This window comes from Candidatus Leptofilum sp., from assembly GCF_965223525.1.
In the GTDB taxonomy this organism is placed as follows: domain Bacteria; phylum Chloroflexota; class Anaerolineae; order Promineifilales; family Promineifilaceae; genus Leptofilum.
In genome coordinates, this window is sequence record NZ_CBDCWX010000005.1 from 2,556,521 (window position 1) to 2,571,573 (window position 15,053).

11 protein-coding genes are annotated in these 15,053 nt (G+C 51.6%); 9 read left to right on the plus strand and 2 right to left on the minus strand.

What is annotated here, in order from left to right; translation table 11 throughout:
• Window positions 1-83: 83 nt before the first annotated feature.
• Both ACOQPM_RS16685 and ACOQPM_RS16690 read right to left on the minus strand, forming a co-directional pair.
• Entirely contained in the window at window positions 84-935 is an 852-nt protein-coding gene (locus tag ACOQPM_RS16685) for a nitrilase-related carbon-nitrogen hydrolase (protein ID WP_420630403.1), read from the minus strand.
• Between the two features lie 73 nt (window positions 936-1,008).
• Complete coding sequence (locus ACOQPM_RS16690; RefSeq protein ID WP_420630404.1) at window positions 1,009-1,746, minus strand: prolipoprotein diacylglyceryl transferase family protein; 738 nt, start codon at window positions 1,744-1,746, stop codon at window positions 1,009-1,011.
• A 268-nt stretch (window positions 1,747-2,014) separates the two neighbouring features.
• On the opposite strand from ACOQPM_RS16690, the gene ACOQPM_RS16695 reads away from it, so the two are divergent.
• The 9 genes from ACOQPM_RS16695 to ACOQPM_RS16735 all read left to right on the plus strand — a co-directional run bounded on the left by ACOQPM_RS16695 (window position 2,015) and on the right by ACOQPM_RS16735 (window position 15,019).
• The gene (locus ACOQPM_RS16695) at window positions 2,015-5,446 is read left to right on the plus strand and encodes a GAF domain-containing protein (RefSeq protein WP_420630405.1); all 3,432 of its coding nucleotides are present in this window, start codon (window positions 2,015-2,017) and stop codon (window positions 5,444-5,446) included.
• Complete coding sequence (locus tag ACOQPM_RS16700; protein ID WP_420630406.1) at window positions 5,443-6,165, plus strand: YqjF family protein; 723 nt, start codon at window positions 5,443-5,445, stop codon at window positions 6,163-6,165. The genes ACOQPM_RS16695 and ACOQPM_RS16700 overlap by 4 nt, the downstream gene beginning before the upstream one ends.
• 266 nt (window positions 6,166-6,431) lie before the next feature.
• Window positions 6,432-7,508 (plus strand): branched-chain amino acid aminotransferase, encoded by a 1,077-nt coding sequence (locus tag ACOQPM_RS16705; protein WP_420630407.1) that lies wholly within the window; start codon window positions 6,432-6,434, stop codon window positions 7,506-7,508.
• Between the two features lie 278 nt (window positions 7,509-7,786).
• On the plus strand, window positions 7,787-8,929 hold the full coding sequence (locus tag ACOQPM_RS16710) for a thiolase domain-containing protein (protein ID WP_420630408.1): 1,143 nt from the start codon (window positions 7,787-7,789) through the stop codon (window positions 8,927-8,929).
• 247 nt (window positions 8,930-9,176) lie between these two features.
• Complete coding sequence (locus ACOQPM_RS16715) at window positions 9,177-11,084, plus strand: GAF domain-containing protein (RefSeq protein WP_420630409.1); 1,908 nt, start codon at window positions 9,177-9,179, stop codon at window positions 11,082-11,084.
• Between the two features lie 175 nt (window positions 11,085-11,259).
• Window positions 11,260-12,042 carry a glucose 1-dehydrogenase gene (locus ACOQPM_RS16720; RefSeq protein ID WP_420630410.1) on the plus strand — a complete coding sequence of 261 codons (783 nt, stop codon included), beginning with the start codon at window positions 11,260-11,262 and terminating at the stop codon, window positions 12,040-12,042.
• A gap of 64 nt (window positions 12,043-12,106) precedes the next feature.
• On the plus strand, window positions 12,107-13,294 hold the full coding sequence (locus tag ACOQPM_RS16725; RefSeq protein WP_420630411.1) for an acyl-CoA dehydrogenase family protein: 1,188 nt from the start codon (window positions 12,107-12,109) through the stop codon (window positions 13,292-13,294).
• Window positions 13,295-13,325: 31 nt separating this feature from the next.
• Complete coding sequence (locus ACOQPM_RS16730; RefSeq protein WP_420630412.1) at window positions 13,326-13,976, plus strand: YdcF family protein; 651 nt, start codon at window positions 13,326-13,328, stop codon at window positions 13,974-13,976.
• Entirely contained in the window at window positions 13,973-15,019 is a 1,047-nt protein-coding gene (locus tag ACOQPM_RS16735; RefSeq protein WP_420630413.1) for a phosphotransferase family protein, read from the plus strand. The genes ACOQPM_RS16730 and ACOQPM_RS16735 overlap by 4 nt, the downstream gene beginning before the upstream one ends.
• The last annotated feature ends 34 nt before the right edge of the window (window positions 15,020-15,053 follow it).

Below are 15,053 nucleotides of genomic sequence, written 5' to 3' on the forward strand. Positions count from 1 at the left end.
CAGGCACAATTGTACCTGATCTGGTGATTCCACAAAGCGGCAAGTGCCGCAAAGACCTCAGAGGTTTGCCAAATCTCTGAGGTCTACTGATTATCCAAAATGCGGCTCAGTTCGCGGCGGGTAAGTGCCACGCGCTCGTCACGGAGGAGGGGGAGGCGAATGCGGGCGCGGCGCAGATCGTTCAGGTCTAGCTTGGCGGTGACCAACGCTTCTTCATAATAGGGACCCTGGTTGAGTAGATTGCCTTCCGGATCATAAATAGTGGAGCCACCATAAAAAGTGACGCCATCCTCAAAGCCGGTGCGGTTACTGTGCAGGATGAAGTTGGTAAACATGCTGGCGTAGGCTTGGTTGATATGCTCAACCCAGCGGGCACTGCCAATTTTTTGCTCGGTAGCCAAGCCACGACCCGGTGAGGACGAAGTGAGAATGAGCATATCGGCACCGTCCAGCCAGAGGGTGTAGGCCGCACTAACATGCCAAAAATCTTCGCAGATGAGCAGGCCCACCCGACCAAAGCGGGTGTCGAAGGCGCGAATGTGATCGCCCCAGGCAAAGTAGCGTCCTTCATCGAACATACCGTAGGTAGGCAAATACACTTTGCGGTGCAAATGCACGACCTCGCCACCAGACAGATAGGCGGCAGAGATGAAAAATTTCTGGCGTATGTCTGCTTCAACAAAGCCAACCACCAGATCCATGTCGCGGCTAGCGTCCAGCAGTCGGGCGAAGATGGGGTTTTTGTAGGTGGGCTGGCTGGCCACGCTGAAGGCCAGGTCACGCAGGCGGTAGCCCGTAAGCGAAAGTTCGGGGAAGACGAGCAGCTCCACACCACTTTCGGCCGCTTCGTCAATAGCTTGCAGGTGGCGTTCCAAATTGGCTTCCAGGTCACCAAGTTTGGGTGTTATTTGGGCAAGACCGACTTTGAGTTTCATAGAGTTTGTTTGCAAGTCTGCATGTTTGCGAGTATGCAAGTGTTGTTGGCGTCCTTTTCACTTGCATACCTGCTTACTTGTACACTTTTTTCCAACGACCGTATTGTAACAGCATCGCACCCACAATGGCGAAAAGCAGCGCCAGCCAGCTATCCAGCCGCCAGCCCAGCAGCATCAGGGTGGTATCGCCTCGTAGGAAGGTAAGGCCAAAGTGGATCAGGTTGGTGAAGATGAGGGTGAGGGGAAAGAGCTGCAGCTTTGCAAGTTTGCGAGTTTGCAAGTAGGCAAGTGCTGCTGCCAAGAGCAGGTTGAGGCCGATGCCTAGGAGCTGAGTTTGATAGCGCACCGTGAACACGCCATAGCTGTCTGGCAGGTTGGCAGAAAGTGGCCCCAATGTGGTTTCTGCACCGTAAGCGCACCCTTCTAGCCAGCAGGCAGCCCAGCCAGTAGCAACGAGCAGCACCAGAGCGGGGGAAAAGAGGGTGGCGTAGGATAGAAACGGCCGTTTGCCCCACCAACACCACAAGCCAAGCCCCAGCAAGCCGCCCACCAGCCCGCCGTAAGCCGTGAGCCCGCCTTGCCAAAGTTGCATGAGTTCAGACGGCCGTTCTGCAAAGTAGTGCCAGTTTAGGAGCGCAAACCCTAGACGCGCCCCTAGCCAACCAACCATAAGGGTGGTGAGGGCAGCATCGCGCCAGCGAGAGGCTGTTTGTTGGCGGGCTTGCCGGTGAGTGATTGCCCAACTTAGCAGCAGCCCGATGGCAAAAGCGGCCGTGAAGCTGTACACAAAAAATGGGCCGAGTCGTGTCAAAATTGGATACATAAAAAGTAACAACAAATAGGCTATTGCTTAGGAAAAAATTTACCAGGAATGAACAGAAATTGAAAGGTTCCGGTGTTATAATGCACAAAATCTAGTAACAACCACCTTTACTCACTCTGTTTTTGTAATAGTGGGAAAGTGATTTGAAACAAAGGGAGCCATTTTCCCCGCTTTTACATGGGCAAACCACAGAGAAATCACCCCTCGGTTTACATATTACTTTCTGTGGTTTGTTGTATTGGTAACGATTAGCTTTATGACCTCTTTAACGCAGCTATATTTCTCAGCCTTCATCATCATAAGCCTAGAGCTGATATTAATGATGTACATTTTCATGCAGCGGCCAAAGCTGTTCAGCAATCGGCTGTTTGCACTTTATATGTTCATTTTGGCCTCTGGCAGCTTTGGCATTTTGGTGGCGAGTATTGCGTCTGATCCGGCAATTGTGTATGAAGCGTCATTGGTACATGCGTTGGCTACAATGAGTGCCACGCCATTGCTCTGGCTGCTTGTTTTGCATGTTTTTATTCCTCAGCATTGGCTTGTGCGGTTGGCAAAGTGGCCTTTGTATGTTCTGGCGATGCTGCCTTTAACCGTCTATTTTTGGGGTGTATTTACTGCAGTTCCCCTCTTAGTTGATTATGAGACACAGACGATTACCCAAGGTTACATTTCGACGAGTGTGCTTTTAAACGGCCGTTTCGGGTCACTGTTTTACTTTACGTACATTTCGGTTCTCAATAGCCTGTTGGTTGTGCCCATTGGCATTTTTGCATTTAGCCGATTGTTACCAGACCGATTGCAACGGGCTGCACGGGTTTTGTTTGTTTTTGCCCTTTCAGTTGCTGTTCTTTACCTTCCTGGCGTAGATTTGCCAATTGCCTTACGCAACATGCTCACACCGCTGTTTGCCGCTTGTGGTGCCGCCTGGGTTATGCGAAGGTATCGTTTCTTTTCCCCAATTGAACTGGCCATGAAGCAAGTTATAGATACAGTGACGATTGGTTTGCTGGTTTTTGATGAGCGGCTTAATTTATTAGATGCCAATTCATTTGCCGCATCCCTCCTCTCGCTGAACATGGTCAAGGATGCACAAACACTCTCTCTGCCTCAACTTTTAGAGCGGTTACAGTCGCGCGTGGTAAACAAGCAGGAGCTACTAACATTGCAAACGGCCGTGCGCCAAACTCCAACCAAGCTCTACCAGCAAGAAATTATGTGCCGAAACAACGCCGTCCCCAAAGATGAGGCCCTGACCTGGCTGTCGTTTACCATTGGCCCGGTGTATGACGAAAACCAGCATTTTATTGGCTGTGCCTGTACGGTTGAAGACCTAACTGTGGAGCGCCGTACGCAAGCTTACATTACCGACGCACATAAGGCGATAGAGCAATATGCACATAACCAGGCATTGCTCAATGAAATTACGCAGGCAGCCATCAGCGCCTCTAATTTTGACGAACATTTAACGGTTTTGGCTCGCCGCTTGGTTGATTTGCTAGATGCTGAACAATGTTACATTTCCTTGTGGGACAAAGTAAATGAACGGCCGATTGCTGCTGTTGCTTATGGTGTAGGAACCGAGGCTTACCTGACGATGCAGCGGCAACCGTCAGATTTTTCCTTATCCAGAGCAGTGTATGGTTCAAAAAGCGCGTTGCCCATCGAAGATATTCGTAAATCACCGTACGTTAGCCAGCATGTAGCCAGTTATTTGCCCACGCGGGGCATGTTGGCCTTGCCAATGAGAGTCAACGATGAAGCTGTAGGTGCGCTGCTGTTGGGATACAGTGAGCCTCGCCACTTTTCTGTTGAAGAAACGCGGTGGGGAGAGCAAATTGCCCAGCAGTTAGCGTTGGCCATCTCAAAGAACCAACTACTGGCTACCGAACAAGAACAACGTCTCTTGCTAGAAGCATTGCAAAAAGCAGGACAGGCCTTAATTGGCACCCTGGATTTTGAGCAAGTGTTGGATCGCCTCCTTGATGAAATTGCGCGGGTTGTACCATTCGATACGGTGAATTTTGCACTTATTCAGGGCGAAAACGCACACATTGTGCGAAGGCGAGATAATAGCAGTTTTGATGCCACGGTAACGAAATCTGCACTGTCTGCAAAAAGGGTATTGTCAATCTCTGAACTGCCCACATTGCGAACGATGTATGAAACGAAACGGCCGTTAAGCATCCCAAATACAAGGCAATCTTCCCTGTGGTCTTATGAAGATCACATTGAATCATGGATGGGAGTGCCTATCGTTATTAACGATGAGCCAGTTGCTTTTTTGATGGTAGACAAAATTGAGCCAAATTTTTACCAGGCTCAGCACGAGCATGGCCTGGTTGCCTTCACCAATCAGGCAACCCTGGCCTTAAAACACGCCCAACTTTTTACCGAAATTCAGCGGCGGGTAACTGAATTAGAGGCTTTGAGCATTGTCTCAGCCGCCATGCGCTCTTCAGAGAGCATACCCACCATTTTGCAATCTGCCATAAAGGCGATGGTGGATATTTTATCAGCCAGGGTAGGAACCGTATTTCTGCTAAACGAGGAAGAAACGGCCGTTGTTTCCCAAGCAAGCTACCCGCCCAACTTTTACCCGACAGGCATCGCCTATGCGTTAGGCGAAGGCATAACCGGGTATGTGGCACAGACGGGTGAGCTATACGCCACGCCCGTTATTAACAATGATTCAAACTACGTTCTAAAGGCGGAAGAACCAGAAGATATTCGCCAGCTAAAATCCACTATTGCGCTACCACTTGCTAGCGAAGATGGCATTCTTGGCGTTATACATTTGGGGTTGACACATCAATATGATTTTGCAGATGATGAAATGCACACCTTAAAAGCCATGAGCGATATTGTGGCCAACGGCTTACAGCGCATTCAGCTTATGCAAACATTAGAAGCACGGGTTGCCAGCCGCACGATGGATTTGGAAATGGCTAATGAACGGCTTCAGGAATTGGATAAACTCAAAACCAAATTCATTGCCGATGTTTCACATGAGCTGCGGACCCCGGTAGCGAATTTGAGCATTTACATCAATCTGCTTGAAAACGGGAATCCCAAAAAACAAGCTCGTTACATCGGAATATTGCAGCAGCAGGCAAACCGATTAACCAATTTGGTTGAAGCTACTTTAGGATTATCCAAGTTGCAAATTGGTCAACAGTATCAGGTTTATGGCCCTATTGACCTGAACCCAATCGTTAAAGAGGTTATGTTGGGGCATCAGGCGCGAGCCGAAGACCTTGGCATAACGCTTACTTGCTCTTTGGAACCAACGTTGCCGCCTTTGCAGGGGAACAAAACCCAACTGATGCAGCTAATTACTAACCTGCTCGCCAATGGCATCAATTACAATGAAAAGCAAGGTGAAATCGTTGTTAAAACATACTTGGCTAATGATCAATATGCTGGATTAAGTTTTGCTGATGATGGTGCCGGCATTGCAGAAAATGAACTGCCTCTTATTTTTGATCGTTTTTATCGCGGACAGCGAACAGGACAATCCAATATTCCAGGTACTGGCCTCGGGTTATCTATTGTAAAGGAGATTGTGGATTTGCATCAGGGACAAATTTCGGTTCAGAGTAAAGTCAATGAAGGGACTAAATTTACAATTTATTTGCCGCTTAGCAGGCAAAACGGCGCGGAAAATGGGGTAGGTGAAGCTGTATGAAACGGCCGTCTCCATTTTTAACGGCCGAATGGCGCTACCTGGTGATGCTCAATTACCACATCGAGCCGGAACTGCTACGGCCGTTCGTCCCCCAGGGCACTGAGCTAGACAGTTGGCAAGAGCAGACGTTTATTAGCATTGTGGGCTTCATGTTTTTGAACACCCGCGTGCTAGGCGTGCCCATCCCCGGTCATATCAACTTTGAAGAGCTAAACCTGCGCTTCTATGTGCGCCGCAAAGGGCCAGAAGGCTGGCGGCGTGGCGTGGTGTTCATCAAGGAGCTGGTGCCGCGCTGGGCCATTGCCACCACTGCCCGGCTGGTTTACAACGAGAATTACCTTTCGTTGCCAATGCAGCATGAGATTAACCATGATGAAAGGGAAACGGCCGTTTCCTACAAGTGGCGTTGGCAAAAAGCGTGGCATTCAGTACAAATACAAGCCGTTGGTCAGCCCCAGCCCTTGCAATCAGGTTCTCAAGAAGAATTCATCACCGAGCATTATTGGGGCTATGCCAAACAACGAGACGGTGGCATCATAGAATATCAGGTAGAGCATCCTCCCTGGAACGTTTGGCAAGCCCAAAGTTACCAATTCAATTGCGATGTTGCCTCGCTGTATGGCCCCACATTTGCCCCAGCCCTGCAAGCTACACCGGCTTCCGCTTTTCTGGCCGATGGTTCGGCTGTAACCGTGCGGCGTGGCGTGAGAATAAGCTAGTGTTCCGACCAACAAATATTGATGGGTAGTACATCGGGCGGAACACTTAAACTGAAACCATTTGCAAAGAATCTATCCGTCAAAAGATGTTGGTTTCAGTACTAGTGGCGGGTGGCTCATCTGCTAAATCCAAGTAAAATCCCGGAGTTGCACCGGTCACCACGAATAAAAATCAACAGATTTCGCAGATGGCGCAGTTTGCGTTTACAGATTTCTCTCTTTTCTCTGTGATCTCTGTGGCAAATTTATTTACGAAGGAGATTACGATGGAGCTTGAAGTTGTTGAACTAGACCCGACGACCCTGAAAACACCCCCTACTGAAGACTTTGGCTTTGGCAACAAATTTGCCAACCGCATGTTTAGCCAAAAATATAGCCCGGAAAAGGGCTGGCACGGTGCCAAAATTGGCCGGTACGAAAATTTTAGCTTGCCGCCGTCTACGGCCGTATTCCATTACGCCCAAGAAATTTTTGAAGGCACCAAAGCGTACCGCCGTGCCGATGGTAATATCAACTTATTTCGGCCATGGGAAAATATGAAGCGGTTCAACAACTCCGCTCACCGCATGTCTATGGCGATGGTAGATGCAGAAGAGCATCTCAGCGCCATCATTAAGCTCATTGAGCTAGAGCATGAATGGGTGCCGAGTGTTCCTGGCGCCAGCCTCTACATTCGCCCCACCATGATCGCCACCGAGCCAGCTTTGGGCGTACACGCCAGCAGTGATTACCTGCATTTTGTTATTGTGGGACCCGTCGGCGCGTACTTCAAAGAAGGATTCAACCCCGTCCCCGTTTACATTTCTGACCAATACCGCCGGGCCGTGCGCGGTGGCGTGGGGGATGCTAAAACGGGCGGCAACTACGCCGCCAGCCTGTTCGTGGGCGAGCAAGCCAAGCAAAAAGGGTACTCTCAGGTGCTTTGGCTGGATGCCCTAGAGGGACGGTATGTAGAAGAAGTGGGTGCGATGAACATCTGCTTTGTGTACGAAGGCAAGAAAATTGTAACGCCGCCGCTGACTGGCTCTATTTTGCCCGGCATCACCCGCATGTCGGTTTTAGAGCTAGGGCGCGATTTGGGGTATGACGTTGCCGAGGAGCCAGTGGAAGTGAACGAAATGTTGGCTGACCTGAAGAGCGGCAAAATCACCGAGGTGTTTGGCTGCGGTACGGCCGCAGTCATTGCCCCGGTTGGTAAGTTTGGCTACCAGGATGAAGAATACATCATCAACAATTACGAGCCAGGGCCGGTTGCCAATAAATTGTATGACGAACTAACTGGGATTCAATACGGCCGTATCCCTGACCGCTTCAACTGGACCTTAACCATTGATGTGAATTAGCTGCTTAGGTGACAGTCACTTTCCCTGGAGGCAAGGCCACAATGAAAATTGTTTTAAGTGACTGTCACCTTCAGGGTTTAACCATTGATGTGAATTGAGACCATTTGAGAGCTATTTTGCCCGATTGATAGTTTCTGACGGCAAAATGGGTTGATACTCGAAGCTGGATTCATTTGTGAGTCCAGCTTTTTTATTTTAGTGGCTGGCGGTTAGTGGCTAGTTGCGTGCGAAAGCAACCAGCCACTAACCACTAGCCACTCGCAACTACGGAGACTTTTATGCGTGAAGTAGCAATTTTAGGCGTGGGGCAAACGGCCGTTCGTGAACAGTGGGATCGCTCCATCCGGCAGTTGGCAGTCACCGCAGGCCGTGCCGCCATGCAGGATGCGGGTGTCGAGAAGGTAGACGCCATCTACGTGGGCAACATGACCAGCGGCGTCCTCAATCAGCAAATGCAGCTAGGCGCCCTCATTGCCGATCATCTAAACCAGCACGGCGCGGAAGCGGTAAAAATGGAAGCCGCTTGCGGTTCTGCTGGCTCCGCCATGCGCCAGGGTTTGCTGGCCGTCGCCAGCGGTGAGCTGGATGCCGTGCTGGTCATCGGCGTGGAGAAGATGACCGAAACCCCATTCAAAGAGACCACCGCCGCCCTTACCACCGCTGCCGACGCCGATTATGAAATTGTTCACGGCGTCACCTTTGTGGGGCTAAACGCTCTGATTATGCGGCGGTACATGCACGAATACGGCTACCAGCGGAACGATTTTGCCCCGTTCGCGCTGAATGCTCACAGCAACGGTGCCAACAACCCCAACGCCATGTTCCAAAAAGCGATTAGCCAACGCACGTATGAAAAAGGGCGCATTGTGGCTGACCCCATCAGCCTGTTCGATGCCTCGCCCATTGGGGATGGCGCGGCTGCGCTACTGCTGGTTCCTGCCGCAAAAGCACCAAATGCCGTGCGCGTAGCTGGCTCTGCGTCAGCTACTGACACGCTGGCAGTCCACGACCGGCACGATATGCTTTGGCTAAAAGCGGCAGAGCAGTCAGCAAAGCGGGCTTATGCCGAGGCGGGCGTGGTGCCAGAAGCCATAGATCTGTTTGAGCTGCACGATGCCTTCAGCGTGATGGCTGCCCTCTCGTTGGAGGCGACGGGCTTTGCTGAACGGGGGCAGGGGGTACGTTTTGCACAAGAGGGCGAGATTTTCCCAGACGGCCGTATCCCCATTTGCACAATGGGCGGGTTGAAGGCACGCGGCCATCCAGTGGGGGCGACGGGCTTGTACCAACTGGCCGAGGCCACGCTGCAGCTACGCGGGCAGGCAGGCGCGGCCCAAATCCCCGACGCCAAAATCGCCATGACGCAAAACATTGGCGGCAGCGGTGCCACCATTGTGACCCATATTTTAGAACGGCCGTAGTTCCCGTAATCGGTATTCAGTAAACGGTAATCGGTAGTGGTCACGGATTACGAATCACCGTTTATCGATAACCGGCACTTCTCTCACAAAACTTCTAACAATTCCGGCGGAGGGTTAGGAAATCAGTCCTAATTGCTCACTTTTTGCTTCTTTTTTACAGCGAGTTTCGCGGGAGTCGCTACAATATATTTATTGGCAATGATCTCTCGCTTTTTGTTGTGTGGCCTGCGAGAAGAGAAGGAACTTTGTGATACATCTTAACCGCAAGCATCATGCCCGCGTCTCGCCGAGGCTTCAATCCGTTTTGCAGCAGATTGTGGATGATGTCGTCAATCGCCTAGGCTGTTTGGGCGCATTGGCCACCACGCTGGAAAATGATATGGGGCTTTACGTGCGGGCGTCTGCTTTTACGGTGCCAAACGGCCGTTTGCAGCAGGTATTTGCCCAAAGCCACGTCAATCTGGAGCCAGGGCAAGCGATGATGTATCTCAACAATGCCCGCCACCGGTACAATTTGGGCGTCAGCGCAGTGAATGGCGTGACTGCCCGCGTGGTTAACGAACCCGGCCACCAACATTTACTCTCTGAACGACTGTATGATTTGTTACGGCCGTTAACAGACCGTGCCACTGCCGACGAAATCCAGCGTGAACTCAACATTAGCCAAGTGATTGCTGTACCCTTAGTGGTGCAAAAAGAAGTTGTTGGCGCCATCATGGCACTGACGCAAGACAGCTTCACCAAGCGAGATTCCGACTTTTTAGAAGCGTTTGGCAATTTAGCCGCTGCCGCTATTCAAAACAATTACCGGCTCACGGCGATGGAGTCGCTGGAGCGCGTTATTTTTGGCCTGCAAGCCCGCATGACAGACGAAACCCGCGTGCTGCAAACGGTGGTGGATGCCGTGGTGAAAGAGCTAGGCTACGAAGGCGCGATGGTGGCCACGTTGGAAAATGGCAATGCGCTGCCGGTTCGTGCCTACGCCCTAGACGACACCCCCCAAATTCTTAGCCATCTGGAAAAGAAAGCGGGCATGTCGCTGCTTAGCCCCAAATCAGTTGTTTATCTGGACGAACCACGTTACCAAAACAATCTCAGCGTGCGGGCTGTGAAGGGCATAGATGGCCGTCCCCAGAAGTTTCTTGCTTCAGCCCATTTGCATGATTTGTTACGGCCGTTCATCAACAAATCCCTTGCCGATTTTGCCCAGCGCATGTTGGGCATCCGTCAAGTTATCGCTGTGCCCTTCTTTGTTGAAGATGAGGTGGTAGGGAACCTATTTGTTGCCTCCCGCCGCGACCATTTCACCGATTGGGAAACAACGCTACTCACCACCTTTGGTCAGCAGGCGGCAGCGGGCATCCGCAACGCCCGCCTTTACCGTGAAGCTGAGGAGCAGCGACGCATTGCCGCCTTGTTTGGTCGGATGGCCTTTAGCGGCACCGCCGCCGTGCACGGGCTCGGGAACGATCTCAGCATCATCAGCACCTACCTACAAATGCTGCAAAGTATTGATGATTTTTCGGATAGCCAAAAGGCGGAAATGGCAGAAACGAACGCCCGGATGATTGAGCGAATCGAAAAATCGTTGCGCCTGCTTGATAATTTACATGAACCGTGGCGGCTCACCCCCGACAAGGCAGTGCAGGTCAATGATTGCCTGATTCGGGCCGTGCGAGAACAGTTTCCTGAATGGCGGCGGGGGGATACGGCCGTTGCCAACGCCGAGTACAGCCTCAATTTACCCAACGATCACACCCTCACTCTCACGCTCAGCCTGGCCGATGATTTGCCCACCATCCACACCGCGCCAGACATGCTCGCCGAAGCGTTGCGTGTCATCATCAAAAATGGATACGAAGCCATTGTTGCTCAGAACAAATCTGGCTCCATGCACGTAGCCAGCCGCCTGCAGGCCCCCAACCGCTTGCAAATCCTCATCCGCGACAGCGGGGTGGGCATCCGCCCCGAAGATTTGCCCCACATTTTTGAGATGGGCTGGAGCACCAAAGAAGGCAAAGGGATGGGCTTTGGCCTCTTCTGGACCCGCGACTTCATTCACGGTTTAGGTGGTTCCATTTTTATTGATAGCAAACCGAATGAAGGCGCAACCTTCGATATCATGCTAGTGGCTGACGGCCAAGCTAACTCATAAATTCCCCGTAATTACGAAACCTGCGTGATTTTTCATACCCGTGAAGGCGGGTATCCACTACCTTGCCAGTAAACCTGTTTCTTTTGTCAAAACGGCCGCTTTGCACAAATACCTCCTGCCGTTTATAGTTTGGCAGATTCCACATTCAGTAATTCCAATCCACACGAGGGAGAAGATGAGCAAGCAGCCAGATTTTGATCTAACCGGGAAAGTTGCTTTGGTCACGGGCGCATCGCGCGGCATTGGGCAAGCCATTGCCGAAGCATATGCCGCTGCCGGGGCCAAAGTTGTATTGGCCAGCCGCAAGCAGGCTGCGCTGGATGAGGTGGCCGAACTCATTAGCAGCAAGGGTGGCGAGGCGTTGCCGATTGCTGCCCACACGGGGGACGATGCAGCCATCAATGAATTGGTGGCTAAAGCCACCGAAGCATTTGGTGGTATTGACATTGTTGTGAACAACGCCGCCACCAACCCCCACTTTGGCCCCATGCTGACCGCTGAAGAGAGTCATTGGGACAAAATTCTAGACGTAAACGTGAAGGGATATTTTCGCGTTGCCAAAGGGTGTGTGCCCAGCATGAGGGCACGGGGCGGTGGCAAAATCATCAACATTGCCTCCATTGCGGGCTTGGCTCCACAACCGGGTATGGGAGTTTATTGCGTGAGCAAAGTGGCCGTTCTTATGATGACAGAAGTATTAGCAGCAGAACTAGCGGCTGACAACATTCAGGTCAATGCTATCGCTCCTGGCTTCATCAAAACCAAATTTAGTGCCGCCATTTGGAGTAACCCCCAGCTTAACGAGATGGTGATGAAGCAAATTCCCCAGGGCCGCATGGCCGCACCGGAAGAGCTAACCGGCATGGCACTCTACCTGGCCTCAGATGCCTCCAGCTTTACCACCGGCGCGACGATGTTGATTGATGGTGGGCAATTTATTGGTAATAGTATTCAGTAATCCGTAATCGGTTATCCGTTTACCGGTAACCGTTCACCCATTGCCGCTCAACAGGAGCAACAAAGTGTTCAACATTTCCCCTGAACTAAAAAAAATCTTGGCCACTGCCCGCGAATTTGTGCATGAGGAGTTGATTCCGCTGGAGCCAGCTTATCTGGCGGATGGGTTTAACGCGCTGGAGCCAGTTTTGCAGCAGAAGCGACAAATGGTGAAAGAGCTGGGTCTTTGGCTGCCGCAGGTGCCGCTGGATTATGGCGGACTGGGGCTGACGCTGTTTGAACACGGCCTGATGAGCCAGGAGTTGGGTCAGACGCCCATCGGACATTATGTATTTAACTGCCAGGCGCCAGACGCTGGCAATATGGAAATCCTGATTGACCATGGCACGCCGGAGCAAAAAGAGCAGTTCCTGATACCGTTGCTGCGGGGTGAGATTCGTAGCTGCTTTTCAATGACGGAACCGGAACATGCTGGCTCAAATCCGACGATAATGAGTACAACGGCCGTCCGCGAAGGCGATAGCTACATCATTGACGGCCATAAATGGTTTACCAGCTCGGCAGATGGGGCGGCGTTTGCCGTGGTGATGGCCATTACCAACCCAGAAGCCAGCCGCCACGCCCGCGCCAGCCAAATCATCGTGCCGCTGGACACCCCAGGCTATTCGCTGGTTCGCAACATCTCTGTGATGGGTGAACCGGGTGACGGCTGGGCCAGCCACGCCGAAGTGCGCTACGATGGTGTACGTGTACCGCTCACCAATTTGCTTGGTAAAGAGGGAGAGGGCTTTGCCATCGCCCAGGAGCGACTGGGGCCGGGACGCATTCATCACTGTATGCGCTGGCTGGGCATTTGCGAACGGGCGTTTGAAATGATGTGTACGTATGCTCTGCAGCGAGAGGTGGCTCCAGGACGGCCGTTAGCAGGCCAACAAACCATCCAAAATTGGGTAGCGGAAAGCCGCGCCGAGATTAATGCGGCTCGGCTCATGGTGCTGGCCACTGCCAAGCGCATTGACGAAGCGGGGCAATATGCCGCTCGTGACGACATCTCGCTGATTAAGTTTCACGTAGCTGGCTTGTTACAAACGGTGCTGGATCGCGCCATTCAGGTGCATGGCGGCCTGGGCATGACGGATGATACGCCGCTGGCCTACTGGTTCCGCCATGAGCGCGCCGCCCGCATTTATGACGGCCCGGATGAAGTGCATAAATGGTCGGTGGCGCGGCGTATTTTTGCAAAATACCAGTAAGCAGAGAACGGTAAGCAGTGATCAGTATTCAGTGAAAATTGTTGAAAATGTGCGGGGTTTTAGAGCCAGGAAATTTGTTTTTGCATTTTTTGCTGGCTCATTCGCGCTGTTTTTTGCTTTAGCAATTGAGATAGTTCTTTTTTCAACACAAACAGAGAGGCGTGAATCTGATATAGCAATCGTTTTGGGTGCTGCTGTGTGGGGCGATGAACCCTCATCTGTTTTCCTAGAGCGAATCAATCATGCAGTTGAATTGAGAAAATCAGATGTTGTTGATTATATCATTTTTACGGGCGGAGTTGGCGATGGTGATAATGTTTCTGAGGCTGAAGTGGGAAAGGCAACGGCCGTTTCTCAAGGAATTCATGAAGAAGATATTTTTGTAGAAATGACTTCCACGATTACGTATGAAAACCTGACTGGAGCCTGTATGATAATGGAAGAGCAAGGCTGGGATACGGCCGTTTTAGTCAGTGATCCATTGCACATGAAACGAGCAATAACAATGGCAAGCGATTTGGGCTTGAATATTACACCTTCGCCAACGCTGACGACACGATACCAAACCTGGCGGTCAAAATTGCCTTCCTTGCTTTATGAAACATGGTTTTATGCGCTGTATTTGGGACAACGGCCGTTTCTGGACCAGTCAAATTGCGGTGTGGGAAATAGTGAACGATGAAGGATACGATTAAAGTAAGGCCAGATGAGCAATTTGATGAGGCGCGATTGGTTGATTACTTACGAGGCAAACTGCCTGGCAGCGATAATGAATTGACTGTGCGGCAGTTTGGCGGTGGGGCGGCTAATCTGACTTATCTGCTGGATTACGGTAGCCACGAGTACGTTTTGCGCCGCCCACCGCTGGGGCCAGTGGCCAAATCGGCGCACGACATGGCGCGGGAGTACAAGGTGCTTTCTGTGTTGCATCAGGTACTGTCCTATGCGCCGCGTGCCTTTCTATACTGCGACGATCCCGCGCACATCGGGGCAGACTTTTTTGTAATGGAGCGGCGCAAGGGCGTCGTGGTGCGCCGCCAGATGCCGCCCCAATTTGCCAATTTGCCAGATGCCGCTCGCCGTATGAGCGAGGCGATGGTGGGCGCGCTGGCTGAGTTCCATGCGGTGGATTACGCTGCGTTGGGCTTAGGCAACTTGGGCAAGCCGGAAGGGTTTATTGAGCGGCAGGTGGCAGGCTGGTACAAGCGGTGGCAAGCAGCCAAAGAAGCCGACTTGCCAGAAATGGAGGCGATTTACCAATGGCTAACAGTCAATTTGCCTAATTCGACCGATTTTTCGCTGGTACACAACGATTATAAGCTGGACAACGTGATGCTGGCCGAAAATGATCCCGGGCAAATGGTGGCTATTTTTGATTGGGATATGTGTACGCTAGGCGATCCGATGTCTGATTTGGGGGCATTGCTCTGTTACTGGACGGAGCCTTCGGACGCGCCTTATTTTCAGCAGATGGCAATGATGCCCACTGGGGATTTGGGCTTTTTGACCCGACAGGAATTGGTGGAACAGTATGCAATGAAAAGCGGCCGTTCCGTCCACAACATCAATTTTTACCATACGCTGGGGCTATTTCGGCTGGTGGTGATCATTGCCCAAATTTACATAAGATTTGCACGAGGGCAGACGCAGGACAAACGCTTTGCTGCCTTTGGCCCCATGATTCCGCTCATGGCAAAAGCGGCCGTTGAAGTGATGAAGGGCTAATTTGCCACAGAGGACACAGAGAAATAAGAGAAAA

What these genes read in the sequence shown, in the direction of transcription:
- ACOQPM_RS16685 (WP_420630403.1), bottom strand. Translation starts at nt 935, where the DNA reads ATGAAACTCAAAGTCGGTCTTGCCCAAATAACACCCAAACTTGGTGAC.
- ACOQPM_RS16695 (WP_420630405.1), top strand. Translation starts at nt 2,015, where the DNA reads ATGACCTCTTTAACGCAGCTATATTTCTCAGCCTTCATCATCATAAGC.
- ACOQPM_RS16700 (WP_420630406.1), top strand. Translation starts at nt 5,443, where the DNA reads ATGAAACGGCCGTCTCCATTTTTAACGGCCGAATGGCGCTACCTGGTG.
- ACOQPM_RS16705 (WP_420630407.1), top strand. Translation starts at nt 6,432, where the DNA reads ATGGAGCTTGAAGTTGTTGAACTAGACCCGACGACCCTGAAAACACCC.
- ACOQPM_RS16710 (WP_420630408.1), top strand. Translation starts at nt 7,787, where the DNA reads ATGCGTGAAGTAGCAATTTTAGGCGTGGGGCAAACGGCCGTTCGTGAA.
- ACOQPM_RS16720 (WP_420630410.1), top strand. Translation starts at nt 11,260, where the DNA reads ATGAGCAAGCAGCCAGATTTTGATCTAACCGGGAAAGTTGCTTTGGTC.
- ACOQPM_RS16735 (WP_420630413.1), top strand. Translation starts at nt 13,973, where the DNA reads ATGAAGGATACGATTAAAGTAAGGCCAGATGAGCAATTTGATGAGGCG.